The sequence below is a fragment of the Mesorhizobium silamurunense genome (assembly GCF_014843905.1).
Lineage (GTDB): Bacteria > Pseudomonadota > Alphaproteobacteria > Rhizobiales > Rhizobiaceae > Mesorhizobium > Mesorhizobium silamurunense.
Window position 1 is genome coordinate 1 of the sequence record NZ_LPVS01000045.1, and the last position, 24,731, is coordinate 24,731.

Sequence of the window (24,731 nt, forward strand, 5' to 3'; positions counted from 1 at the left end):
CCCGCGAAAGGGAATCCCAAGCCGGACTCTTATGTCAGGCGAGAACCACTATGGGTCAGGCCCGAGGGCATGCTTTCGGCGTCCGAGGAAAAATGGCCGGCCCACGCCGGGCCCTCTCTTTCAGTCGCGATGCTCGGGCATGGCCTTCAGCCGGTCCTTCGTCCAGTTGGCGACGGTGTGGAGTCGCCGTCCTCGTCCCGCATAAAATCGAGCTGGCTGGTGGCAACGGCGACAGGCTTGGCGCCGATGCCGAGGCGAAGGGGCTCTCCCGAGCCGGGTGCTGATCATCGGGAGCCGGTTTCTTGTTCGGCTTGGGTTCGGTCTTGAGGAGCGCCATCTTGGCAATGAGATAGTCCGCCCGGTTTGTCCGATAGTCTTCCTTGTGGTCAGACGTTTTGTGGACAGACATTTTGATCAACGCGGATCGGCGTCCACTCGTTCCGGCACGGCACCGAAGGCCGCTGGCACGGCCTGGCCGTTCGGCTCAATGGAGCCCGCGCTAGCCCCGCCGCTTCGCCTTGAGGCTGCGCGCGGCCTGCTCGATCGCGGCGCGGTCGCTGCCCAGCCGGTCGATCAGTTCCTGCGCCTCGTCGCCCGATATGCCGGTGCGCACCGCCAGTTCCTCGACCGTCAGGATGTCGGCGCTGGCGATCTCGCCCGCAGTCTGCGGCAGCGCTGCCTCGCGGTCGATCTCCGCCTCGGCCTGCTGCCAGTGCCGGTCGTGATTGCCGAACAGCCGGCCCTCGCGCTCCCAGATCTCATAGGCACGCTGCCTGATCTTTGCCAACCGATCGTCGCCCATTGTCCGTTCCTCCATTTCAGCCTTTGTTGAAACGCAGGGAACGGCCGAACGATCCCAGTAATTCTCGCGATCGCATGAGCGTGAATGCCTCTTCGAGACCCGGCGTGACTCCAACGCGCTCGTGCCTCTATAGGATGGATGAAGCATCGCCCCTGCCCGGAGCCGCCCCGTGTCCCCTACCCTCCTCCCCGCCCTCCGCGCCGCCTGTCCCAACGCCACCATCTGGAACGCCGCCGAGCTCGCCTCTCGCGATCCCGGCTTCGACACCCGCAATTTCGGCGCCTCCGCCCTTGTGCGCCCGGCCGACACCGCGGGCGTCGCGGTGCTGGTGCGGTTCTGCGCGGAGCGTGGCATCGGGCTGGTCGCGCAGGGCGGGCGCACCGGGTTGGCGGGCGGGGCGGCGACGGTTGCGGGCCAGGTGATCTGCGACCTCGGCGCTCTCAACAAAATCGAGGAGATCGACCCGTTCGCGCGCGTGGCGATCGTCCAGGCGGGTGCGACGCTTGGGCTCCTGCAAGAAGCGGCGGCGGTGCATGGGCTCGACCCGGGCATCGACCTTGCCGCGCGCGGCAGCGCCACCATCGGCGGCATGGTTTCCACCAATGCCGGCGGCATCATGGCCTTTCGCAACGGCACGATGCGCCACCGCGTGCTCGGCCTGGAAGCCGTGCTGCCGGACGGGCGCATCTTTTCCGACCTCACCCGGGTGCTGAAGACCAGCGCCGGCTATGACCTGAAGCATCTGTTCATCGGCGCGGAGGGCACGCTCGGCATCGTCACCCGCGTGGCGCTGCGGCTCGATCCGGTCGCGGGCGCAAGCGCCACCGCAATAGTCGGCGTGCCGGATGCGGCGAGCGCGCAGCGCATCGTGCGGCATTTCCTCGGTCAGACCGGCACGCGGCTCACCGCCGCCGAGATTCTTTGGCAGCGCTTCGCCGCCGCCATGCAGCGGGCGTTGGGCTATGCGCCCGGCAGCCTGCCGCTCGAGGCGCCCTGCCTGCTGGTGCTGGGCTTGGGCGCCGACAGCGTGGAGGCGGCGCGGGCGACGCTCGAGGACGGGCTGGCGGCGATCTGGGAAGAGGCAGCAATCGTCGACGGGCTGGTCGCAACTTCTGAAGCGCAGGCGGCCGCGATGTGGCGGCTACGCGAGGAGACGGAGCAGATCGAGCGGCATGCACCATCTGCCGCCCTCTTTCGATGTATCGGTGCCGGGCGGCGCGCTGGACGCCTATGTGGCGCGCATCGAAGCGGGGCTGAAGCGGATCGACGCTTCCTACGCGCCCTATGTGTTCGGCCATCTCGCCGACGGCAATCTGCACATCTCGATCAACACCGACGGGCCGCTCTCGCATGAGCGGCACGAGGCGATCGAGGATGTGCTCTATGCCGGGCTCAACGAGGCCGGCGGCTCGTTCTCGGCCGAGCACGGGGTGGGGCTCGACGAGCGCGAGGCCTACGAGCGCCACGCCGTCCCGGTGAAGCGGGAGTTGGCGCGGATGATCAAGGCGATGATCGATCCGGCGAATGTGATGAATCCGGGGAAGATTGTTTCGGGGGAGTGAGGGCGTTGCGCTCGGAGAAGCCGCCAAGACAGAGGGGGGTGTGACGGAACGCGGCGCTGGCTTGCATTCCTCGAATCAATGAAATGGGGGAGAACCCTTCAGCGAAAGCCAAGACGGAGAGGAGGAACTGCCGTACGAAAGCCCCCTCTCCGCCTCGGCTTGGCTCGACCCCTCGCTCCAGCGGGCGGGGAACCGAAGCTTACTCAGGCCGCCAACTGCACTTCGCGGGCGGCGGCGATCATGACGCTGGCGAGCAGGCCGTAAGCGGCTTCCCAGGCCTCGCGAACCTCCTGCGTGAAGGCCGGGCCGAGGCCCGCGTCAAGTGTCTCGATCAGCGCCTGGCCGACGATCGGATAACGCCGTAACCGACATGGCGCCTGGCGAGATCCTGGACAGTGGGCAGGACCGTCTCGGCGCGGGAAAGCCCGTGCACGACGAAGCCCAGCGCCGCCATCAGCTTGGCGCCCTGATTGCTCATGTCGGTCGTGCGAAACAGCGCCTTGAGGCTGCCGTCGATGGCAAACAGCTTCTCATAGAACAAGGCCGCGGCGGCCGTCTTGATCGGAACCACCTCGCGAAAACTATTCTGCACAAGCTTGATCTGGTCGGGTGTCATCGGCGCGCTCCTCCGCGTTGCTAGCCTGCGAGCATCCGGCTCCCGCGTTTCGCAGGAATGCCGGTTGTGGCGCCGGTGTGTTTCAGGCGTGTCTCTGCGCGGTATCGGGTTGCGGGAGGGTTTCTCACGTCCAGCGCGAGAGCAACCACTGGGAGGCTGGCGGGACAGGGGGGAGATCGGATGTCGCATCGGCTCTCGCCAATCACCGGCGTTGCAGAAGAAGCGCCGCGGCCGAACTGCTAATCTCCCCCCTTGCGGGGGAGATGTCCGGCAGGACAGAGGGGGGCGTGACGGAGCGCGACGCTGCTTGAGCTTGGATTCCCGTCCTCACGGCATCGGCGGCGAGGAATCGCTCTCCGCCAACAACCGCTTCGCCGCGTCCACTGCAGCCGTGGGGGGCGAACCTCGGCGGCTGCGCACAACAAGCGCAAGCTCTCGAACGACGGCGCTGCCCCTCACCTGCCTGCCCGTCCTCCGCAGCAACTGCGGAGGGTGGACCGGCATCCTCCCCGTATAGAGACGGGGAGAGGAAGGCTCTCGCCGACGGTTTCGTTGATCGCAGACGTCCAGGGGCGCGCTGAAGTGGCGTCGGCGCTATTCGCACTGCCGGCGCGGGCCGCCATCGAAAGGCTGGTAGGTGTTGTCCTGCGGATCATAGGAGCGGTAGCGGCTGAAGCAGGAGTCGATATGGTCGCCCGAAAACTGCCGACCCAAAAGCTGATCCCTGGGGGCTTGCTCGTCGGGTGAAATCTCTTCTGGCGGGCCGCCATAGGTGGTGGCGTAGCCGTCCCGCGCGGGGGCGTAGCCTTCCATCTCGGCCTGGTCGTCGGTCACCTCGCCTTGATCGGCCTGGTCATTCTGACCTGCGTCGGTCGAAGCGGTAGTGTCGCCGCCCGGATCGAAATAAGGCGAGACGCAGGGACGCAGTTCGCCGCTGTAGGAGCGGTAGCTGTTTTCTTCCGGACGATAGCTGCGATAGCGGTTGGCGCACCACTCGAGATGGGCGGCGGGCAATCGGGCCTGCCGGTCCGGTGCTTGCTCGGAGGGCTGGGCGGCCGCATTGGCATCGGGCTGACTCATCTGTGAAGCATTGGGCTGGGCGACACCGGGCAAGGGCTGCAATTGCCGCGGCGCGGCGGGTTGCGGCGTTGCGAGAGCAGTGGTCTGCATGCTGGCATCTGCCTTGGCGCCGGCCTTGGCGGGCGCGCCGGCCGCCTGCTGTGCCGGGATGCGCTCGAGATCCTGCTTCGCCGGATCGACCGGCTGGGCGTCCTTGGTCCACAATTCGGAGACGCCGATCGCCGGCGTCGCCTGGCGCACCGGTTTGGCGGCCAGCAGCCAGGTGGCGAAGGCAAGTCCGCTGACGAACACGGCCAGGGTCAGCACGAAGCCGCCGACAATTCCCAACAAAGCCTTCACGCTGCGCTCCTTAAGCCCCGCTCATAGAATGCCAGGCACGGGACGGAAGTTCCCGTCCCCGTGAAAGTTCCTCGCCCCCATGAAATGGGGGGAGAGGAAAGGCGCTAGCCGACCACCTCGCGATAGTCCCTCACCTTCCCGTCCTGCCCACGAATCCGCCAAGTCTCACCGTCGCGGCCCTCGATATGGCTTGCCGCGAGCGGCACCTTGCCGCCGCCGTCGGGCAAATCGATGACATAGGTCGGGTTGCAGATGCCGGAGAGGCGCTGGCGGAGTTCGGCGACCAGCGCCTGGCCTTCGGCAATCGTGGTGCGGCGGTGCGCCATGCCGCGCGCCAGGTCGCCATGGTGCAGGTAATAGGGTTTTACGCCGAGGCGATACATCAGCTCGCGGCAGAGCTCTTCCAGCACCTCGACATGATCGTTGACGCCCTTCAAGAGAACGCTCTGGTTGAGCAGGACAAAACCCGCCTGCCGCATCGTCCGGCAGGCCGTTTCGGCGTCCGGCGTGATCTCGCGCGGATGATTGAAGTGGGTCACCACCGTCACCATCAGCCTTCCCTGCAGGGCGGCGACAAGGCCCGCCGTAATGCGCGACGGCAGCGCCACCGGCACGCGGGTGTGGATGCGCAAGAGCCGCATATGCGGGATGGCCTCGATGCGGGCGCGGATTTCGGCCAGCGCCTTGTCGGGCAGCGACAGCGGATCGCCGCCGGTCAGGATCACCTCGCGGATCTCGGGGTGCCCGGCGATGTAGGCCAACGCCGGCTCCAGGGCGTCCCGCGTATAGCCGCGGCCGATCGAAGTCAGCGACTCTTTGCGGAAGCAGAAACGGCAATAGACCGCGCATTGATAGGTGGGGAACAAAAGCACGCGGTCGGCATGGCGGTGCGTCAGCCTGGGCACCGGGCTGTAGGCATGGTCACCGATCGGGTCGCCTAGCTCGCCTTCGGCGGCGATCAGCTCGTCAGGCGACGGGATCACCTGGGCGCGGATCGGATCGTTCGGATCATCCCAGTCGATCAGGTCGAGATAGGGTTTCGGCACGCGCACCTTGTGACTGGCGGCGGCAGCTTGAGCGGCGGCGCGCTCGGCGGGCGAGAGCGGCAGCCGGTCGAGGTCGCGCACATGGCGCACGCCGGCGCGGACGTCGGCTTGCCAGGCGGTACCGGTCGCGATGGCCGGTTGTTTGAGGTTGGCGTCTGAGGTCATTGGAGTTCTCGGAAGCAATTTCGGCGGAGCTATCGACCGAACAAGTGGCGGGGTCAACCGCCGCGGTTGCCGCAGACAGGCAGACGCTGCGCCTCGCTCCCCTGCCCTCCGCCATTCGGATAGTTGTTTTAGCGAAATGCTATTAGTCTGCGCTATCCGGGGCTTCGGGGCGACACGAATGGATTTCAGCACAGGCCATGGCTACCTTCTCATCGGCGGGCTCGTCCTGGTCGGCGCAGGGCTGCTGATCCTGTCGCTGATCGTCAACCTTCGCGTGGCCCACAGCGTGCGCCACGACGTGCGTCATCGCGAAAAGCTGCTGGAATATTACCGCAACATCTTTTCGCAGTTGGGCGTGATCCTGATCGGCATCGGCGTCTCGCTGTTCATCTTCTTCTTCCAGCAGAACTATCAAGACCAGCGCAAACGCGAGACCGAGCTGCAGCAAGTGCTCGCCAAGCTCGCCGCGCGTATTGCCCGCGGCACCCCGGTCATTCAGTCGCTTGGGGAATTCGATGAACTGCTGGATGAGGGCGGACCTTATCTCAGCCCCGAGCTCGGCGGGAAGAACACCGCCGTCAGCATTCACGGGGCAGAGCTTGGCAAGCAGGCGGCCAAAATCCTTCTGGTCGAGCGCGACATCGATCTCGGAGACTTCGAGGTGCTGAACCTGTCGCGCGATTTCGAATCCTCCTTCGTCGTCAACGAGCTCGATCCCAGGCTGTGGTTCGACATCGTGCGCGACGAGAGCGAGATCAAATACGCCACCACCCAGCTCGCGCTCGACTACAAGGACCTGCGGGACGCGATCGGCGGCGATCCAGTGGAGGTTGCGGTCGCCAATCCCGACAGGGAGCGCAAGATCAAGCAGGAGGTGCTCGACATCTTCTACGATGCCGACCTGCTGCGCCAGCGCGCCAGGCGGCATCTTGGCCGCGCGTGCTGGCTGTTCAGCCACGGGCGCGGCTTCGTCAGCGTTGCGCCGGCCGATGCGATCGAAGCGGATGCCAGGTCGCACCAGGAATGGATCGACCGGTCAAAACCGGTGCTCGCGCAATCGAGGTCAGGCAGCGGCGACTGCTTCAAATTGCTTCAGCACGGCAAGGCATCCTGACCATCGGGCCGACTTAGTCCCCGGTGCGCAGCAGCGTGCCGAGATGATTCTCGTCCAGAAAATCAATGGTCATGGTCGACGCCTTGCCGTCGGGGCCGACGACAAAGCTCACGCCCGTTGGTCTGTCCGGCGTCTCGGCATCGGGGTAGGTCAGGAACAGATCGCCGTCGTAATGCGTCAGGGAATAGGACCGGGCGCCGGCCGGGCGTACCTTGAGGATAAGGCCGTCTCCCCCACCCGACACAGCCGCATCGGCGATGAAGTCGTTGGCGTAGCGGCCGGCATAGGCGCTGATCGGCGCGGCCGGTCGTACCGGTGACGGTGGCTTGGCGTAGGCGGCCTTGGCCGCCTCGACCGCCGGACCGAACAAGCTGACATAAATCCCGTCCCATGCCGCGATCCAGTCCTTCTTGACCGCGCCGTCGAAGACAAGGTCCGCAAAACTGTCGGAAAGTCCCTCCGGCACGCCGGTCGGAAAAGCGTTTGTGAGGATGACGATACCGAGCTTCTGCTCAGGGAAGATCGTCACCAGGGTGCGCGCGCCGACGCTGAAGGCGCCCGCATGGCCCCAGCTCAGGCCGTGCCGGCCGAATTCGACATTCCAGCCGAGGCCGTAGAAGGATTCGCCGCCGGAGACGGGGTTCTTGCCCCGCGTCATCAGCGGCACATGCGTCTGGTCGAGCGCATCGGGCGCAATCAGCGTCTTGCTGGCATAGACGCCATTGCCCAGGACGAGCCGCACCCATTGCGACAGATCGCGTGCGGTGGAGCTGACGCCGCCGGCGGGCGCCTGCGCATCGGGATCGCGCTTGATCTTCGGGGCCTAGGCGCCGTCGACCCTGACGTGGAGTTCGGCACGATTGGCGTGCTTGACGAAGTCCGCGTGACGCGAGCTGGTCGTGGCCATGCCGAGCGGGCGATAAAGCTTTTCATCGGCGACCTCCTCCCAGGATTTGCCCGTCGGTCTGGCGGCGGCGACGGCACCCTCGGTCAGTCCGAAATTGCTGTAGGAGTAGCCTGCGCGAAAGCTCGACGATGGCGGCACGAAGCGCAGGCGGTGCAGGATCTCGGCGCGGCGTAGCCGATGTCCTCGAGACCGTCTCCGGCGGTGCCCGGAATGCCGCTACGACGCGCGAACAGGTCGCGGACGGTAAGTTCGCTGGTCGGATATGGATCGGCGAGCCGGAAGGCCGGATCGAGGTCGGCGATCCGGGAATCCCAGGACACGATCCCGTCGCTGACCAGCGCCGCCACGACGGTTGCCGAGACCGGCTTGGAGAGAGACGCGATCTGGAACACGGTGTCGGCGTCGACGGCCTCCGGCTTGCCGGCCTCGCGATGCCCGAACCCCTTGAGGAAGATAACCTCGTCGCCATGCACGACCGCGATGGCGAGACCGGGCACCGCACCGTCCGCGACAATGCCTTGCGCCAGCGCTTGGAGCTTCGACAGGGCGGCAGTCATCCGCTCGGGCGTGATGGGGTCGGCCGGCGCCGCATGGGGCCAAAGCGCCAGGACGGCGATGAAGGCCCAAATCCTCAAATGACAGAGATTCCGATCAAGCCGCATGCTCGCGTCCCCTCCCTGCATTCACCTGGCCATGCTACAGGCCGGCGCCGGCGGGGCCAAGTCTTGTCCCGACTATCATCGCAATCGACCCGGCGATGCAGTTCCGAGAATCCTTGTCACCTCTCGAACTTCCGGATCGCCTCGGCGGTCACCGGCGTGAAGAAATTGACGAGGTTGCCGTCGGGGTCGCGGAACAGCAGTGAGCGATTGCCCCAGGGCATGGTGGTCGGCAACTGCACCAGTGAGCCCGCGATGCGATCGGCGAGCCTCCGGTACTCCGCATCGACATCGGCGACGCGGAATTCGATGATCGTGGTCCGGTTGGCAGCGGGCTGCGCGACATGATCGCCGCCGAAGAGCTGCAGCGTCCGCGTGCTGCCGATGGCAAGCGTGCCGGCCTCTGTAATCAGTTCGGCGAAATCCTCGGTGTAAAGCGTGAGCTTCGAGCCGGTGACCTCCTCGTAAAAGCCGACCAGCCGCCTGACGTCGGCGGTGATGATGCGGGTCGAGACGAAATTCATGAGTCTTCTCCGTCGGTTGTTCGCACCTTTTGAGGCGCCATGCCCGACTTGTGGACCAGCCCTGCTGCCACCACAGTGGCAACAGGAGACATGCCTTGCGCCGCGCCGACAGACTGTTCCAGATCATCCAGATCCTCCGGCGCTCGACCCGCCCGATCACCGCCAGCCGGATCGCCGAGGAGCTCGAGACCTCGCGCCGTTCTGTCTATCGCGACATCGCCGACCTTATCGGCCAGCGCGTGCCCATCCGCGGCGAGGCCGGCCTCGGCTATGTGCTCGACCGCAACTACGACATGCCGCCGCTGATGCTGACACCGGACGAGCTGGAAGCGGCGGTGCTCGGCGCGCAGTGGGTAGCCGACAAGGGCGATGCGGTGCTGGCGGGTGCGGCGCGCGACCTGATTGCCAAGATTGCCACCGTCGTGCCGGAGAGGCTGCGCCCCTTCGTCAGCCAGCCCAGCGTCGGGGCGCCTCTCAGCCGGGCGAGCCTGCCGGACGGGCTCGACATCGCGCGGGCACGCGCATCGATCCGCAAGGGCTACAAGATCCGCATCCGCTACCGCAACGAGCTGCGCGAGGAGAGCGAGCGCGTGATCTGGCCGACGATGATTGGGTACGCCGAGACAGTCCGGCTGCTTGCAGCCTGGTGCGAGTTGCGCCAGGACTTCCGCCATTTCCGCACTGACCGCATCATCGCCGCCACCTTCCTCGACGAACGTATCGGCTGTCGGCCGGGAGAGTTGCGCAGCCGCTGGAAGCGGCACATGGAGGCGCAAGGGTTGCCCCTGCCTTAATCGCTAGATCTCAGCATAGATCTCCAGCACATTGCCGTCAGGGTCGCGGAAGAACAGCGTGCAGTGGCCCCAGGGCTGGTCGGTCGGGTCCATCTCGATGGCGACACCCTGCGCGCGCAACTCATCCGCGCATTGGTCGACCTCGGCCGGCGCGACGCGAAAGGCGAGCTGCAGCGAGAGCGCGGCCGCCGGCGTCGGCGCATCGTCGAACATCATGCCGCGCTGGGTCAGGGCCAGCAGGCAAGAGCCGACCTGATAGGCGGTCCAGCCCTCGCCCAGGCTCGAATGGACGGGAAAGCCCATCACGTCCTCATAGAAGCGCCGCATCTGCTTCATGTCGCGCGCGAAGATGACGGTGTAGTCGATGTTCCTGATCTTTTTCAGCGCATTCATTCCTGTGTCCCTTGTCAGGTCGCCGCGCCGTGACGCGACGATGTTGTCCGATGCGCCGTTCCATTTATGCTGGTAGTCAGGTGGTACAAGATGAGTGGCGCTGCTGGTAGCGCCGCTACTCCTTTCGAGGTACGGACATGCTGGAACGGACGGCTGAGGCGGACAGGCGCAAGGAGCTCGGCCGTTTCCTGCGCGCCATGCGCGAGCGGGTGGAACCTTCGCGACACGGCATCAGCATCGGCACGCGACGGCGCGCCTCCGGTTTGCTGCGCGAGGAGGTAGCGCTGCTCGCCGGCATTAGCGCCACCTGGTACACATGGCTGGAACAGGGGCGCGAGGCCAACCCCTCCGCGCATGTGCTCAATGCGCTCGCCGATGTGCTGAAGCTCTTGCCGGTCGAGCGCGAGCACCTCTTCAAGCTCGCGAAGCCGGAATGGCTGCCCGAGGCTTCCCGGTCTGAAGGCCCCTCGCCCGACCCGCGGATAGCGGAGCTGCTTGCGGCGTTCTCGCCCAATCCGGCCTATGCGCTCAACCGCGCCTGGGATTTCGCGGCATGGAATGACGAGGCGGCAGCGCTGTTCGGCGGCTTCGATCCGGAGGATCCGGCGCAGCGCAACCTGCTCAAGCGGTTCTTCCTCGATCCGGCCTGGCGCACCCTGTTCGCCGACTGGGAGGTCGTGGCGCGATCTGCCATCGCGCAATTCCGCGCCGCGACGGTTGGCTTCGCGGCGGCGGCCGACATCCGGGCCGTGATCGACCCGCTCATGGCGCTCAGCCCGGAATTCGAGCGGCAATGGGACGAGATGCGGGTCGAGGAAGCACCGATCTGGTCGAAGGGGCTTAGGAGTGCTTCGGGCGAGATTGTAACCTATGATTATTTCGTGCTGACGCCGGCGGGTGTCGGCAAGGAGATGACGATCAGTCTTTATCGGAGGCGTGGCGAAAGCCCGCGAGCGCCCCCTCTCACCGTTCATGGGGAGAGGATGCCGGCAGGCAGGTGAGGGGCGGCGCCGAGTCTCGAAAATAGGCTGGCCGCCAATCATCAGCGCCTGCGCTGCCCCTCATTGCCCTGCCGGGCATTTCTCCCCGTTAACGGGGAGAACGACGCTCTTCCCCGACTTTCGCCGCAATCGACCCGCGCGCCGTTTTCGGGCAATCTCCTTGCCTAAGCAGCCCGCCATGGGGAGATGGCAGGCCACCCAGGGAGGATTGCCATGACCAGGACGCCAGCGGCGGTGCCGCGCTATGAGGATGCAGTGCGGCGCTTCCGCATCGAGGACGAGATCGCCAGGCTCCACGGCGATCCGGCGAGCGGCATCAACGCCTATTTCGAATGCTGCGGCCGCTATACCGGCGAGAACCGGCTGGCGCTGCGCGCGATCTCGGCCGGCGGCGAACTCAGCGAATATACTTTCGACGACCTGGCCGACAGGTCGGGCCGCCTCGGCAATCTGCTGAAGGACCTCGGCGTCCGCCCCGGCGATGTCGTGGCCGGCATGCTGCCGCGCATCCCGGAACTGGTCGCGCTCATCCTCGGCGCCTGGCGCGTCGGCGCGGTCTACCAGCCGCTGTTCACCGCCTTCGGCCCGAAGGCGATCGAGCATAGGCTGAGCTACAGCAAGGCGAAGCTGGTGGTGACCAATCCGGCAAACCGCGGCAAGCTCGACGAGGTGGAAAATCACCCGCGCATCGCGACTATCCTCGCCCCCGGCGACACCCTGCCCGAAGGCGACATCGATTTTCGCGCAGCAACCGCCGCCGCCTCCCCCGACTGCGAGCCCGTGATGCGCAAGGGCTCCGACCTCTTCATGATGATGTCGACCTCCGGCACGACCGGCCACCCCAAGGGCGTGCCGGTGCCGCTCAACGCCTTGCTCGCCTTCGGCACCTATATGCGCGATGCGATCGGACTGCGCGCCGACGACGTCTTCTGGAACATCGCCGACCCTGGCTGGGCCTACGGGCTCTACTATGCCATCACCGGGCCCTTGCAGCTCGGCATCGCCACCACCTTCTACGAAGGCGCCTTCAACGCCAAGAGCACCTACGACATCATCGAGCGGCTCGGTGTCACCAGCCTCGCCGGCTCGCCCACAGCCTATCGCCTGCTGATGGCGGAAGGGCCCGAAGCGGCGGCCCGCGTCAAAGGAAAACTGCGCGTGGTGAGCAGCGCCGGCGAGCCGCTCAACCCGGAAGTGATCCGCTGGTTCGACGCCCATCTCGCCGCGCCCATCCACGACCATTACGGCCAGACCGAGAACGGCATGATGATCAACAACCATCACGGCCTGGCGCACACCGTGCGCGCGGGCTCGGCCGGCTTCGCCATGCCCGGCTACCGCATGGTGGTGCTGGACGAGGCGGGCAACGAGCTCGGCCCCAACCAGCCGGGCGTGCTTGCGGTCGATATCGCGAACTCGCCGCTGCGCTGGTTCGACGGCTACCACCAGGCGGAGACGCCGGCGATCGCCGGCGGCTATTACCGCACCGGCGACACGGTGGAATATGAGCCGGACGGCTCGGTCTCCTTCATCGGCCGCGCCGACGACGTCATCACCTCGGCCGGCTACCGCATCGGCCCCTTCGACGTCGAAAGTGCGCTGATCGAGCATCCGGCGGTCAACGAGGCGGCGGTGGTCGGCGTGCCCGACCCTCAGCGCACCGAGATCGTCAAGGCCTTCGTGGTGCTGGCGCCGGCGTTCCTGGGCAGCGAGGCGCTTGCGGAGGAGCTCGCGCAGCATGTGAAGAAACGGCTCTCGGCGCATTCCTATCCGCGCGAGGTCGAGTTTGTCACCGAGCTGCCCAAGACGCCGAGCGGCAAGATCCAGCGGTTCCTGCTGAGGAAGGCCGAGGTGGAGAAGCGAAAGGTCGGATAAAGATTCGGGTTCTCGCTTGGTTTCCGCCACGCAAAAGCCGCCAAGTCGGGTGAAGGCTCGCAAGGGCTTTGATCGTTGAATTGGGGTTGTGCAAATGCGGCTGGTCTGGACGCTTCTGTTCGCGCTCGCGGGCGGCGTGGGTTTCGCGGCCTCGCCGGAGGACGACTACATCGCCACGCGCGACAAGGCGATTTCCGACATCGCGGCGCTGGAGAGCTCGAACGCTGAGGTGGAAACGCTCGATGCCGCGAACACCAAGGCGCTGGCCGATCTCGAAAAGCGTCTTTCCGCCGTTCTCGGTCCGCTTTCCGTTAAGGATTTTCCGGCAACCGGCACGATCAACCTCGAAAGCCTCAGCGCTACCGATATCGGCTTCGGCATGCTCGACGGGCTGCGCTACGCCAAGAGCGACGAAGGCCCGAGCATCGTGGCGACGACGCGCGGGCTCGTCGGGCGCTGGCTGCAGTCCAAGGCTGACGAGGACGATGAAAGCCTCAGGCTGCCAACGGGCATCGACGAGGCGCTGAAGCTCGATGCCTTCTACACCCAGGCCATCGGCGCCGACGCCGCTTTCGTGAAGACGCTCGACTTTTCGCTGAAGAAGCCTGACGGCGCCGATATCGCTGTCGCCCGGCTTGGCGGCTGGACGCAGGACGTCGGGCCGATCTACGACCAGCAGGTCGTCGTCGCGGTGGTCAAGGGCGACCGCATCCTGATCGCCGAGGCGCCCGCGTCACCGCCCGTGCCAAAGATCGCCGCCTGCGAGGCGCTTTGGACCGCGGCGGATGCAACTGCCCAGAAATTCCAGGAGACCTATCAGGGGTCGGACCTCAAGGACCAGCAGGCCTATGATTCCGCCAATGCCGCCTGGGAAAAAGGCGACGGCGACTATCGCGCCTGCATGGGTGAGCGATTGCCCAACGATGCGGCTTTCCCGGCGCTGCTTGCAGAGGTGCAGCAACTGGCCGACCATATGGCCGGCCAGTAACGCAGGCGCTTCCCCGATCTCAGCTTGCGTTGGCGCGCATGCGTCGGCTGTTGCGCCGTGGGGTCGGGCGCGCGGCCTCGGCGATGATCCCGTTGCTCACCGGCACAATGTCCTTGCGCGCCCTCGCATCCGTCACCCGGTGCAGCCGCTCGTAAGGCAGCAGCTCCTTGATGCGGGCATTGAGCGTCGCGATCTCGGCTCGCAGATCCTCGCATTCCTGCTTCTGGATATCGAGCTGGATCTGCTCGGACGCCTGCTGCAGCGAAAGCTGCGATAGGTTGGTGCTGACCACCGACAGGTTCTTCTTGTCGATTTCGCTCTCGTTCCTGAGAACGGCAAGCATTTCCTCAGCGATCTGCCGTTCTGTCTCGGCATCGTTCAACCGTGCCTTGAGCCTCATCTTCTCGGCCGCGGCTTCGGTCTTGTCGTTGGAGGCCTGCTCCAGCCGCGATTGCAGCTCCTGGATCTCGGAGCGCAAGCCGCGCAGCTCCGCCTGAATCCGCGCCAGCTCCGACGCACCATCGCTTTCGGCGATGCTGGCCGCCTCGGTTATCTCTGCAAGCTTGGCCTGCGTGATCTCGAGCGACTTCTGCAGCCGCGCCTCTTCCTTTTCGTGATTGCCGATCTGGGCCATCAGCTCGGCAATTCGCGCGGTTTCGTTGGCGTGGGTGGCCGCGAACTCCTCGAACTTGTGCCGGGCTTCCGCCTCGCGCTTTTGCGCCTGCTCAAGGTCGACCGAAAGGCCGACCTGCTTTTCACGCAGCAGCTTATTCTCGGCAGCACGTTTGTCGGCTTCAACGGTCTTGGCCGTCAGCGTCTTGACGATCTCGCCGAACTCCGCCTCGCGCCTGGCGCTCTCATTGCCCATCTCGACCAGCTCAAGCCGCACCGCCGCAAGCGCCTCGCGAAGCGACTCCCGGTCCTGGACAAGGCTTGCCTCGCGCTGTTGCCAGGCCTCGGCCGCGCCGTCGCGTTCGCGCTGCTTCCTGGCGGCGTCGAGCAGTTGCTCCGACAAGGCCTTGTGTTCGGCGCCCAGAGCGGCGTTCTCCAGCTCCAGCTCATTGGCGCGGAGCGCATCGCGATGCAGGACGTTCAGGATATCGCGTGTCATCTGATGCGCGGTGCCGATCTCTGCCAGCCTCGCCCCGATCTCCTCCAGATGGCCCTGTCCGTCGCGGAAAAGCCCGGCAACGGCTTCCAAGGCGGCCAACCGTGTCTGGGTGTGCGGCGTCAGCCGCGAGGCGGAAGCCTCGGGCTGGGCCTCCCCCGGCGGATCCTCGTCGCTTGCCGCCACATCGGCGGCCGCATCGTCGTCCACGGACGTCTGTTCGTCAGCCGAAAGACATTCCTCGAAAGCCTCCGCCAGATCCGACTGGAGCTCTTGAAATTCCTTGTCTACGTCTTCGGCACGCTTGATCAGGGATTTGAAATTCATGACGGCACACCTCTTACGCTCACTCCCGCCGTATTACTTAACGAATTACTAATTTATCCCTTTACGTCCCGCACGGGAAGCCTGACCAAAAGAAGGAAGAAATTAAGGTTATCATGGATTTCCAGACGCTTGCGCGAGGTTCCGCCAGCGGCATCTCCGCCAGGCGCGGCAAGTGCCTTTTTCGACCTCGCAAGCGCCCGAACGCTCACCCGCCATCGACCTCGCAACCCAACCTCTTGTTGCGTTCGCGTCTCGTCACGATATTGTCGTACCGAGGGCGGTCCCGGCCGGTCGCCGCCGGCACAATTAAATGGTCGAAGGATGAGATCCTGGACGCGTTTCGGCGCGACGGGCAAAAGAAGACGTGGGAAAGTTTAGATGACGGATATCAAGACGGAAACCAGGACATTCGAGGCGGATGTCTCGCGGCTGCTGCACATGATGGTGCATTCGGTCTATTCGGACCGGGACGTCTTCCTGCGCGAGTTGATCTCCAATGGCGCCGACGCCTGCGAAAAACTGCGTTTCGAGGCGATCACCCGCCCCGAATTGCTGGGCGAGGACGCAAAGCCGCGCATGACCATTTCAGCTGACCCCGACAACAAGCAGCTTGCCGTCGAGGATAACGGCATCGGCATGAGCCGCGACGAGATGGCCGAGGCGCTGGGCACGATCGCCCGCTCCGGCACGCGCGCCTTCATCGAACGGGTTGAGGCCGGCAAGGCGCCGGAAGACTCCGCACTCATCGGCCAGTTCGGCGTCGGCTTCTATTCCGCCTTCATGGTGGCCGATCATGTCGACGTCATCAGCCGCCAGGCAGGCAGCGAGGAAGCCTGGCGCTGGTCGTCGGACGGCAAGGGCACCTACGAGATCGCGCCGGTGCCGCTCACCGCAGCACCCAAGCGCGGCACGCGCGTCGTGCTGCATCTGATGGAGGATGCGACCTCCTACACCACGCCTTACCGGCTGGAGGGGCTGGCGAAATCGCAGTCGGGCCATGTGCCGGTGCCGATCGCGCTTGTCGAGAAGCCTGGCGCCGAGCCGCGCGACATCGCCGACGGCACGGCGCTGTGGGTGAGGCAAAAGAGCGAGATCGAGCCGGAGGAATACACCGACTACTACCGCAGCGTGGCCGGCCAGTATGACGAGCCGGCCGCCACGATCCATTTTCGCGCCGAGGGCCGGCAGGAATACAGCGTGCTCGCCTTCGTGCCGGGCTCGCGTCCCTTCGACCTCTTCGACCAGGACCGCAAGGGCCGCATGAAGCTTTATGTGCGGCGCGTTTTCATCACCGACGATGCCGATGTCCTGCCGCGCTACCTGCGCTTCGTGCGCGGCCTGGTCGATTCCGCCGACCTGCCGCTCAACGTCTCGCGCGAGATGATCCAGGAAAGCCCGCTGCTCGCCGCAATCCGCAAGGGCGTGACCAACCGCGTGCTCGGCGACCTCGCCAAAACAGCCGAGAACGACGCCGAAGGCTACGCCAAGATCTGGGAGAATTTCGGCGTCGTGCTCAAGGAAGGGCTCTACGAGGACTACGAGCGGCGCGAACAGCTGCTGAAGCTCGCCCGGTTCCGCTCGACCACTTCCGGCGAAACGCTGCGCAGCCTCGCCGATTATGTCGCCGCGATGAAGGAAGGGCAGAAGGCGATCTTCTTCATGGCCGGCGACGACCGCGCCCGGCTCGAAGCCTCGCCGCAGCTCGAAGGGTTCAGGGCGCGCGGCATCGAAGTGCTGCTCTTGACCGACCCGGTCGACAGTTTCTGGACGACGATGGCGCCGGAATTCGAGGGCAAGGCGTTCAAATCGGTGACGCAGGGTGCCGCCGATCTTTCGGAGATCCCGCTGCTCGACACTGGTTCGAAGCCCGAGGCCGAAATGTCCTCTGAAATCGCGACCTTCCTGGCGTTTGTGAAGACGGCGCTGGGAGACGAGGTCTCGGACGTCAAGGCCTCCGACCGGTTGACCGAAAGCGCGGTCTGCCTGGTCGCGCCGGAGCACGGCCCCGATCGCCAGTTCGAGCGGCTGCTCAACGCCGCCGGCCGCCTCGACAAGGCGGCGAAGCCGATCCTCGAGATCAACCCTCGGCACGAGCGCGTCGCGGCGCTGGCAAAGCTCGGCAAGGAGGAACGCGCCTTCAAGGAAGACGCCGCGCATCTGCTCTACGACGAGGCGCGCGTGCTCGACGGCGACAAGCCGGCCGACGCCAGAGCGTTCTCGGCGCGGCTTGCGCGGCTGATCGAGCGCGGGTTGGCGAAGGGGTGATTGGGGCTGGCGCTCACCCGCATAGAGCCTGCGTCTTCCCCTACCCTCTCAGCCCCGCCGCTTCGTGGCCGGTGCTGGCGATATATTCGGTGTAGCCGCCGCCATAGATGTGGATGCTGTCGGGGTCAGCTCCAACACGTGGGTTGGAGTGCGCGGCCAGCAAAGTGGCGGTCGTGCGAGACGAACAGCATCGTGGCTTGATACCGATTGGCATCACTACGGATGCGAAGCCGTGCACCGGCAAAGAGCCGGGCATTGCGTTCCGTCGCTTTTGCAAGGATTGGACATTTGCGAACGGCAGCTTCCCCCCTTCTCTGACATTCGCAGAAAGGGAGAATGACTTCGCCAAATGCGTACAACTCATCGAGCGAATCCGATGCTTGCGATCCCAACTCCTCCCACCAGGATCAGGCTTATGGCCCACACAATGTCGAGATTGAACCAGCTTTGTGAGATGACCTTCGGTCCGAGCCATCGATAGACGGCAATGGCGATAACGCCGCCGCTTGAAATCATGGCGGCCGTATGGACGACGGAGACGGCGGTGGCGGTGATCAGATTACCGGTCATGAGCGTGGCAGCCGCCTGGTGTCCAGCGTCGAGGTCGCCTGCCTGGCACAGGCCCAGATAAATCGGCACCAGCATCAGCCCGGCGCCATGCGCAGTGGCGGCAGCGAAGGACCACAAGGCCAGTTGTCCCGGCGGGATCCGGGCAAGAACACGCGGGTGGCGCCGGTTGATCAGGAGATAGATGCCGGCGGCAATCGCGATCAACCCCGCCGCGATGCGGACCTGTCGTTCCCAGACAAACAGCGTCAGCATCGCGCCGAAGGGCAGCAGGATACCAACCATGGCCGCAAAGTGTCCCATGGCCAAAAGCCCGAGCGCCCGGAACAATCCGCCGGCACGTCTGCTAAACAGTCCGGCCGAGACGGCCAACGGCCAGCCCATGCCGGGATTGATGCCGTGGTAAATGCCGCTGGCGATGACCGCCAGCCAGAGGCCGGCCGTCGTCAACTCGACCATCGCTTCATCGACCCGCGCAGCCGGTTACACCGACGGATAGCAGAATGAATCCGTCGAGCAATCGCCGCCTTCCAGACGAATCTGATGCGAGCGATACCCCTCGGGGAACTCGACATAAAAGTCTTTGTCTAAGGTGATCCCGCCGTTCTCGCCGACATCGGCCTTGACCATGGCTGCCGGGATACCATCGGGATAGAACTGGTCGTCCCAGGTCGAATAGAGCGAGTTGGTCCAGTAAACGCGTTTGCCGTCGCGGCTGATCTCGACCATCTGCGGTCCGCCCCTGTAGTCGCCGCCGGGATGCTTGGCCTTGCGCGCGATGCCGCCAATATGGACGGACCCCGCAAGCTTGGGGTGCATCGGATCGGCCACGTCATACTGGCGCATCTCGCCGGTGCCCCAGCAGGATGCGTAGAGGAAGCGGTCATCGAGCGACAGGTCTATGTCAGTTACTAGCGGCGGCACCGCCTCGAAGCCCTGCAGAAGCGGGGGCAGGTCATCCTTCGCGGCTGGCTCGGGCGGGATAGTGGCCGTCTTTTCGCAATGGAATTTGCCGTCCTCGCGCCACCATGTCCAGATCGATCCCTCGAGGTTTGTCGTGTCGACGACCACCCCAATGAAACCGTATTCCTTTACCGGGTCATGGGCGGGGCGGACTTCCAGTGCCATCTGGTGATTGGCTCCCAGATCTATGGTCTGCACGTTCCTGCGTTCGCGCAGATTCCAGAAATGCACCCGGTGTCCATATTTGTTCGACAGGAGATCTTCCGGGACGATGCCCTTCTCGAACTGGGGCGGAAGCGCCCACTCGCTCGACACCATGTAGTCGCGCGGCAGGTTCCACCAGAAATCATACTGCTTGTTCTGTGGCCCGCGATCGATCTCGTAGCGCCCGATGACGTCGAACGTCTGGCAATCCATGACAAAGATGCCGGGAGGTCCGTCGGTGCCGTCAGGGCCACCGCCGCCAAGGGTCGAGACATAAATGCCTTCCGGGCCGCAGTGAATCGTGTGAGGCCTGGAATAGCCGGTCTTGGCAAATACTTCTTCCGGCTCGATGATTTTGTGGATCTTGGCCTTGCTCGGGCCGCCCTTGGTGTCCACAACGTAGATGCGCGAAGATCTCATGCCGGGGATTATTAGAAAGCGGCGCTCGAGAAACGGATGGCCGTTCAGCGGCGACAGGGCCGAAGAGCAAGCGTTCCAGCCAAAGTGGTGAAACTCGTCGCCCTTGTTCGGCATTGTCACGCTGTGGACGATCTTGCCGCAGTCCTTCGACTCCGGGTTTACGTCAACTATTGCGAGTCCATCAGGCTGAGAGAAGTCCGCACTCAACATCAAAGTGTAGGCAAAGTTTTCGACTGGCGCCTGCATTGCGAGCTTGGCGGTCGCGTGGAAAGTCGGGTCCGGCCGTAAGGTCATTGTCGTCCTCCCTGGGCGGGTTAAGCAACCCGACCGACAATCAGGGGCACGACCTGTGATGTGCTTCGATGCCCGCCGAAAAGGTCGGGACGCTTTGTTTTTCGCACGCTATTTTCGTGCGGCTTCTGGAAGAATCTCACGGATTTCGGAGAACGGCAATCTCGACTTGTTCGTGACGAGCGCCACCAGACTGCATGGGTGAGCCGCGGCAATGTCAAGGTTGGCGGGGCAACGCACGGTCAAACTTCGCTCGAATGTCTGGATCTCGCGCAAAGCGGCCAAGGGCTGGTACCCGCCTTGGGCCGACACCCGCTCTCCCCTACCCCCTGAGCCCCGGCGCTTCCTGGCCGGTCCTCGCCACATATTCCGTATAGCCGCCGCCATAGGTGTGGACGCCGTCGGGTGTGAGCTCCAGCACGCGGTTCGACAGCGCCGCCAGGAAATGGCGGTCGTGCGAGACGAAGAGCATCGTGCCTTCATATTGCGCGAGCGCTTCGATCAGCATCTGCTTGGTCGCCATGTCGAGGTGGTTGGTCGGCTCGTCGAGCACCAGAAGGTTCGGCGGATCGAACAGCATCAGCGCCATCACCAGCCGCGCCTTCTCGCCGCCCGACAGCACGCGGCACTTCTTCTCGATCTCATCGCCGGAAAAGCCGAAGCAGCCAGCTAAAGCCCTGAGCGGCGCCTGGCCGGCCTGCGGAAACGAGTCCTCCAGCGTCTGGAAGACGGTGCGCTCGCCGTCGAGCAATTCCATGGCGTGCTGGGCAAAATAGCCCATCTTGACGCTCGGGCCGCGCGCGACAGTCCCCTCGTCCGGCTCGGAGGCGCCGGCGACCAGCTTCAGCAGCGTCGACTTGCCGGCGCCGTTGACGCCCATCACGCACCAGCGCTCACGGCGGCGGATCTGGAAGTCGAGGCCTGAATAGATCGAGCGGTTGCCGTAGGATTTGTGGATGTTCTTCAGCGTCGCCACGTCCTCGCCGCAGCGCGGCGCAGGCTGGAACTCGAAGGCGACCGTCTGGCGGCGCTTCGGCGGCTCGACGCGGTCGATCTTGTCGAGCTTCTTCACCCGGCTCTGCACCTGCGCCGCATGCGAAGCGCGCGCCTTGAAGCGCTCGATGAAGGCGATCTCCTTGGCCAGCATCGCCTGCTGGCGCTCGAACTGCGCCTGCAGCTGCTTGTCGGCCAGCGCCCGCTGCTCCTGGTAGAATTCGTAATTGCCGGAATAGGAAGCGAGCGCGCCGGCGTCGATCTCGATGACCTTGGAGATGATGCGGTTCATGAACTCGCGGTCGTGCGAGGTCATCAGCAGCGCGCCGTCGTAATCTTTCAGGAATTTCTCCAGCCAGATCAGGCTTTCGAGATCGAGATGGTTGCTCGGCTCGTCGAGCAGCATGACGTCGGGCCGCATCAACAGGATGCGGGCGAGCGCGACGCGCATCTTCCAACCGCCGGAGAGTTTTGAAACGTCGCCGTCCATCATCTCCTGGGAGAAGCCGAGGCCGTCCAGCACCTCCCGCGCCCGGCCATCGAGCGCATAGCCGTCGAGCTCCTCGAAGCGGTGCTGCAATTCGCCGTAGCGCTCGATGATTGCATCCATCTCGTCGGCGCGGTCGGGGTCGCCCATCGCGTGCTCGAGCTCGCGCATCTCGGCGGCCACCGCGCTGACCGGGCCCGCACCCTCCATGACTTCGGCGACGGCACTTAATCCCCCCATGTCGCCGACATCCTGGCTGAAATAGCCGATGGTGACGCCACGATCGACCGAGACCTGACCTTCGTCGGGCTGATCCTGACCGATGATCATACGAAACAGCGTCGTCTTGCCGGCGCCGTTCGGGCCGACAAGCCCGATCTTCTCGCCCTTCTGCAGCGCAGCCGAGGCTTCGATGAAGACGATCTGACGGCCGTTCTGCTTGCCGATATTTTCGAGACGGATCATGGGGCGGTCCGGGGAGCTGCGCTGAGGTGGAGGGATTTTGCCCGGGGCCATACGCGAATGAGGCTGCGGAGGGAAGAGGCCGAAGCGCCGCATCCGGCGCTCAAGCTATTCCTCCGAAAGGAGCACCCGAGCCGCGGTGAAATTGATTCGCGTCGCCGACCAATCGAGCGCTTACTGCTCGAGCCAACCAGTCGATGGGCTCTGGCAGGGAGGTCAACCATGGCCATGTACCTTACGCGCTTCAGTTACACGCCCGAGACATGGGCGCGCATGATCGAAAACCCCGAGGATCGCCGCAAGGCAGCCAGCTCATACATAGAATCGGTGGGTGGAAAGCTGCATGGGTTCTGGTACGCGTTCGGCGAACACGACGGCTGGAACCTGTGGGAGGCGCCGGACAATGTTTCGATGGCGTCCGTCGTGCTCGCCATCGGTGCCGGAGGGGCGCTCAGCACCTGCGAGACCACAGTCCTCCTCAGCGTCGAGGAGACGATGGACGCGCTCGGCAAGGCGAAATCGATCCGCTATCGCCGGCCGGGAACGTAGAGGCGAAAGAAGCCGCCTCTCCTCGGAGGGTGTCACCTCGCGTCGCGGAAGATGATACCGAGCGTATGTCGCCTGCCCGAGCGCAGGCGGCTGACGCCGTGGCGCAGGTTGACGCGATAATAACCTCGCGTGCCCTCCACCGGACGGTTGTGCACGGCGAAGATCACCGCGTCTCCGCGCCTCAGCGGCACCACCTCGGCGCGGCTCTGCATGCGCGGGCGCTGTTCGGTCAGCACGAACTCACCGCCGGTAAAATCCTCTCCCGGCTCCGACAGCAGGATCGCCACCTGCAGCGGAAAGGCGAGCGCGCCGTAGAGGTCCTGGTGCAGGCAATTGAAGTCGCCGGGACCGTATTGGAGAAGCAGCGGCGTCGGCTTGGTCTGGCCTTCGTCGCAGCAGCGCTTCAGGAAAGCGGCGTGGTCGGCCGGGTAGCGCAGCGAGGCGCCCATCTTCTCGTTCCAGTCGTTGGCGACGGTGGCCAGCCGCGGATAGAGCGCGGTGCGCAGGCCCTCGATCAGGTCCGGGAGCGGATACTTGAAATAGCGGTACTCGCCCTTGCCGAAACTGTGGCGTGCCATCACCACATGGCTGCGGAAATGCTCATCATGCGGGTAGAGCGCGGCGATGTCGGCGCACTCCTCGGACGAAAGCAAACCCAGCATGACGGCGCAGCCCTGGGCGTTGAGCTCGGAGACCAGCGCGCGCCAGTTTTGCGCTTCGACACGGGATTCGGCGGAACGGCCGGCGCGCTTGGTGTTCAGGGAGTGGATGGTCATCGGTTTGGCTCCATCGCTTACTTGTCCCGAAGATGGGGCGAGCAGCGGGAGCGGACCACCCGTTTCATGACAAGATGGCGACGATGAAGCTGCAATCTCCCCCGTGCGTGGGAGATGGCCGGCAGGCCAGAGGGGGGTGTGAAGGAACGCAACTCTCCGCAGCTTATCGTGTCCAAGCGGAGCAACTTCCGGAAGCGATCGCTATTTTTGAGGAGAGGCCGGCGGGACAGCACCCCCTCTGCCCTGCCGGGCATCTCCCCCGCAAGGGGGGAGATCGGCTCTCCGTCGCTAGTCGCCTACCTTCCGACGATACCCCTCCAGCTCCGGATCGAGGTCCACCTTCACCGCACCCGACGATACCCCTCCAGCTCCGGATCGAGGTCCACCTTCACCGCATTGGTGAAAACGCAGGTCGCCACCATGATGCCGGCGAAGGCGGTGAGGTTGACGAGCAGCGTCTCGTCATAGCGCGCCTTGAGCGCGGCCCAGGTCGCGTCGGGAACGGTGCTGGCGTCAGCAGCAACCGCCTTGCCGAATTCGATCAGAAGGGTTTCCTCCGCAGTGGGCTGGATCGCCTCTGGATCGAGGCCGGAATCGATCAGCGCGCGACGGAAGAAGGTGACGGGGATCTCGGCGCGCATCGTCTCGGCGATCGCCATCGAGAACAGCCATATGGCGCGGTCGTCGAGCGTGGGTCTGAGAAGATCGCGCAGCGTGAACCATTCGGCATAGATGCGGTGCGCGGCCGGCGAACGAAGCAGGATGCGCTTCATGTTGGTCATGCGACCACGCAGCTCGAGCTCCCGGTCGTGCTCGGCGCGGATTTCGGCGGAAGCGGTCGCGTAGTCGATCGGGGCAAGATGCGCCATGGGTGCCCTCACCCCAGCGTTGCGCGCAATTCGGGCGCGCCGCGCAGCGTGTTGGAGACGGTGCAGATCGTCTCGGCATCCTCGACGATGCGCTGCTTGGTGGCCGCGTCGAGATCGCCAGCGATTTCCAGCCGGATATTGAACGTCTCGACGCGCGAGGGCTCGTCCTTCGCCTTCCCGCCGCTGACATCCGCCCTCACCTCGCCAAGCCGGTCGGCGATGCCGAGGCGCGTTGCGGCGATGCGGGCGCTGAGCACCATGCAGGCTGCAAGCGAGGCGTAAAGCAGATCGAGCGGGTTGAAGCCCGCCGCGCTCACCGACGTCACCACATCGACGGCGCCGCCGGTCGGCGTCGTGACGACAGGCAGGCCGCCTTGCGGCAGGACCGCAAGCGCGCGGGTCGTGCGGGTTCTGATCTTTAGCTCGCTCATGGCATGTCCTTGGCCCGATGGTTGGCGGAACTCTCTCATAGCGGACTGCGATTCATCTCGGCAATCGCAGAGGTCCGGCACAGCCCGTCATTGCCCACCGCAGGCCCCCCTCATATGAGGCGAGTTGTGTCAACGGTAGCGGCGGCGAAATCAC

General features: G+C 65.0%; 20 protein-coding genes and 3 pseudogenes. 8 read left to right on the forward strand and 15 right to left on the reverse strand.

All coding sequences use genetic code 11. From position 1 onward, the window contains the following. Positions 1–120: 120 nt before the first annotated feature. Together AU465_RS36510 and AU465_RS12705 are read right to left on the reverse strand one after the other, a co-directional pair. Positions 121–254: pseudogene (locus tag AU465_RS36510) on the reverse strand (PRC-barrel domain containing protein); the annotation flags it as partial. Positions 255–499: 245 nt separating this feature from the next. Then, positions 500–802: a DUF2934 domain-containing protein gene (locus AU465_RS12705; protein WP_192247486.1), complete on the reverse strand. Its 303-nt coding sequence runs from the start codon at positions 800–802 to the stop codon at positions 500–502. Positions 803–1,130: 328 nt separating this feature from the next. Between AU465_RS12705 and AU465_RS12710 the strand changes: the two are divergent. Next, a pseudogene (locus AU465_RS12710) lies at positions 1,131–2,364 on the forward strand (FAD-binding oxidoreductase). Positions 2,365–2,695: 331 nt separating this feature from the next. On the opposite strand, the gene AU465_RS12720 reads toward AU465_RS12710, so the two are convergent. From AU465_RS12720 to AU465_RS12730, 3 genes are all read right to left on the reverse strand, one after another. Beyond that, on the reverse strand, positions 2,696–2,980 hold the full coding sequence (locus AU465_RS12720; protein WP_376774851.1) for a globin domain-containing protein: 285 nt from the start codon (positions 2,978–2,980) through the stop codon (positions 2,696–2,698). A gap of 594 nt (positions 2,981–3,574) precedes the next feature. Continuing rightward, positions 3,575–4,399, reverse strand: coding sequence for a BA14K family protein (locus AU465_RS12725; RefSeq protein WP_192247492.1), 825 nt, complete (start codon positions 4,397–4,399; stop codon positions 3,575–3,577). A 104-nt stretch (positions 4,400–4,503) separates the two neighbouring features. Then, positions 4,504–5,610 (reverse strand): KamA family radical SAM protein, encoded by a 1,107-nt coding sequence (locus tag AU465_RS12730; protein WP_192247495.1) that lies wholly within the window; start codon positions 5,608–5,610, stop codon positions 4,504–4,506. Positions 5,611–5,788: 178 nt separating this feature from the next. On the opposite strand from AU465_RS12730, the gene AU465_RS12735 reads away from it, so the two are divergent. Continuing rightward, on the forward strand, positions 5,789–6,724 hold the full coding sequence (locus AU465_RS12735; protein ID WP_192247497.1) for a hypothetical protein: 936 nt from the start codon (positions 5,789–5,791) through the stop codon (positions 6,722–6,724). A 13-nt stretch (positions 6,725–6,737) separates the two neighbouring features. Here AU465_RS12735 and AU465_RS12740 read toward each other — a convergent pair. Further along, a pseudogene (locus AU465_RS12740) lies at positions 6,738–8,293 on the reverse strand (serine hydrolase). 116 nt (positions 8,294–8,409) lie between these two features. After that, on the reverse strand, positions 8,410–8,814 hold the full coding sequence (locus tag AU465_RS12745) for a VOC family protein (protein ID WP_192247500.1): 405 nt from the start codon (positions 8,812–8,814) through the stop codon (positions 8,410–8,412). A 95-nt stretch (positions 8,815–8,909) separates the two neighbouring features. On the opposite strand from AU465_RS12745, the gene AU465_RS12750 reads away from it, so the two are divergent. Next, positions 8,910–9,608 carry a helix-turn-helix transcriptional regulator gene (locus AU465_RS12750; protein WP_192247503.1) on the forward strand — a complete coding sequence of 233 codons (699 nt, stop codon included), beginning with the start codon at positions 8,910–8,912 and terminating at the stop codon, positions 9,606–9,608. Positions 9,609–9,611: 3 nt separating this feature from the next. Here the strand turns inward: AU465_RS12750 and AU465_RS12755 are convergent, their stop codons facing one another. Further along, positions 9,612–10,001, reverse strand: a complete 390-nt coding sequence (locus AU465_RS12755) for a VOC family protein (RefSeq protein WP_192247506.1) — start codon at positions 9,999–10,001, stop codon at positions 9,612–9,614. A 137-nt stretch (positions 10,002–10,138) separates the two neighbouring features. On the opposite strand from AU465_RS12755, the gene AU465_RS12760 reads away from it, so the two are divergent. From AU465_RS12760 to AU465_RS12770, 3 genes are all read left to right on the forward strand, one after another. Continuing rightward, on the forward strand, positions 10,139–11,002 hold the full coding sequence (locus AU465_RS12760; protein WP_192247509.1) for a helix-turn-helix transcriptional regulator: 864 nt from the start codon (positions 10,139–10,141) through the stop codon (positions 11,000–11,002). A gap of 213 nt (positions 11,003–11,215) precedes the next feature. Further along, complete coding sequence (locus AU465_RS12765) at positions 11,216–12,877, forward strand: acyl-CoA synthetase (protein ID WP_192247512.1); 1,662 nt, start codon at positions 11,216–11,218, stop codon at positions 12,875–12,877. A 94-nt stretch (positions 12,878–12,971) separates the two neighbouring features. Continuing rightward, a complete protein-coding gene (locus AU465_RS12770; protein WP_192247516.1) occupies positions 12,972–13,865 on the forward strand; it encodes a hypothetical protein in 894 nt (297 codons plus the stop codon). 19 nt (positions 13,866–13,884) lie between these two features. Here the strand turns inward: AU465_RS12770 and AU465_RS12775 are convergent, their stop codons facing one another. After that, the gene (locus AU465_RS12775; RefSeq protein ID WP_192247519.1) at positions 13,885–15,300 is read right to left on the reverse strand and encodes a coiled-coil domain-containing protein; all 1,416 of its coding nucleotides are present in this window, start codon (positions 15,298–15,300) and stop codon (positions 13,885–13,887) included. A 378-nt stretch (positions 15,301–15,678) separates the two neighbouring features. Here AU465_RS12775 and htpG point away from each other — a divergent pair, with 378 nt between their 5' ends. After that, positions 15,679–17,565: a molecular chaperone HtpG gene (htpG, locus tag AU465_RS12780; RefSeq protein WP_192247522.1), complete on the forward strand. Its 1,887-nt coding sequence runs from the start codon at positions 15,679–15,681 to the stop codon at positions 17,563–17,565. 360 nt (positions 17,566–17,925) lie between these two features. On the opposite strand, the gene AU465_RS12785 is transcribed toward htpG, so the two are convergent. The 3 genes from AU465_RS12785 to AU465_RS12795 all read right to left on the reverse strand — a co-directional run bounded on the left by AU465_RS12785 (position 17,926) and on the right by AU465_RS12795 (position 21,955). Then, complete coding sequence (locus AU465_RS12785; protein WP_192247525.1) at positions 17,926–18,591, reverse strand: hypothetical protein; 666 nt, start codon at positions 18,589–18,591, stop codon at positions 17,926–17,928. A 24-nt stretch (positions 18,592–18,615) separates the two neighbouring features. Next, the gene (locus AU465_RS12790; RefSeq protein WP_192247528.1) at positions 18,616–20,013 is read right to left on the reverse strand and encodes a selenium-binding protein SBP56-related protein; all 1,398 of its coding nucleotides are present in this window, start codon (positions 20,011–20,013) and stop codon (positions 18,616–18,618) included. Between the two features lie 319 nt (positions 20,014–20,332). Next, entirely contained in the window at positions 20,333–21,955 is a 1,623-nt protein-coding gene (locus AU465_RS12795) for an ABC-F family ATP-binding cassette domain-containing protein (protein ID WP_192247531.1), read from the reverse strand. 219 nt (positions 21,956–22,174) lie between these two features. Between AU465_RS12795 and AU465_RS12800 the strand changes: the two genes are divergently transcribed. Beyond that, complete coding sequence (locus tag AU465_RS12800) at positions 22,175–22,501, forward strand: GYD domain-containing protein (protein WP_192247534.1); 327 nt, start codon at positions 22,175–22,177, stop codon at positions 22,499–22,501. A 32-nt stretch (positions 22,502–22,533) separates the two neighbouring features. On the opposite strand, the gene AU465_RS12805 is transcribed toward AU465_RS12800, so the two are convergent. The 3 genes from AU465_RS12805 to AU465_RS12815 all read right to left on the reverse strand — a co-directional run bounded on the left by AU465_RS12805 (position 22,534) and on the right by AU465_RS12815 (position 24,577). Then, a complete protein-coding gene (locus tag AU465_RS12805; protein WP_192247537.1) occupies positions 22,534–23,277 on the reverse strand; it encodes a 2OG-Fe(II) oxygenase in 744 nt (247 codons plus the stop codon). Between the two features lie 341 nt (positions 23,278–23,618). Beyond that, positions 23,619–24,146, reverse strand: a complete 528-nt coding sequence (locus tag AU465_RS12810; RefSeq protein WP_192247540.1) for a carboxymuconolactone decarboxylase family protein — start codon at positions 24,144–24,146, stop codon at positions 23,619–23,621. 8 nt (positions 24,147–24,154) lie between these two features. Further along, the gene (locus AU465_RS12815; protein WP_192247542.1) at positions 24,155–24,577 is read right to left on the reverse strand and encodes an OsmC family protein; all 423 of its coding nucleotides are present in this window, start codon (positions 24,575–24,577) and stop codon (positions 24,155–24,157) included. Between the last annotated feature and the right edge of the window lie 154 nt (positions 24,578–24,731).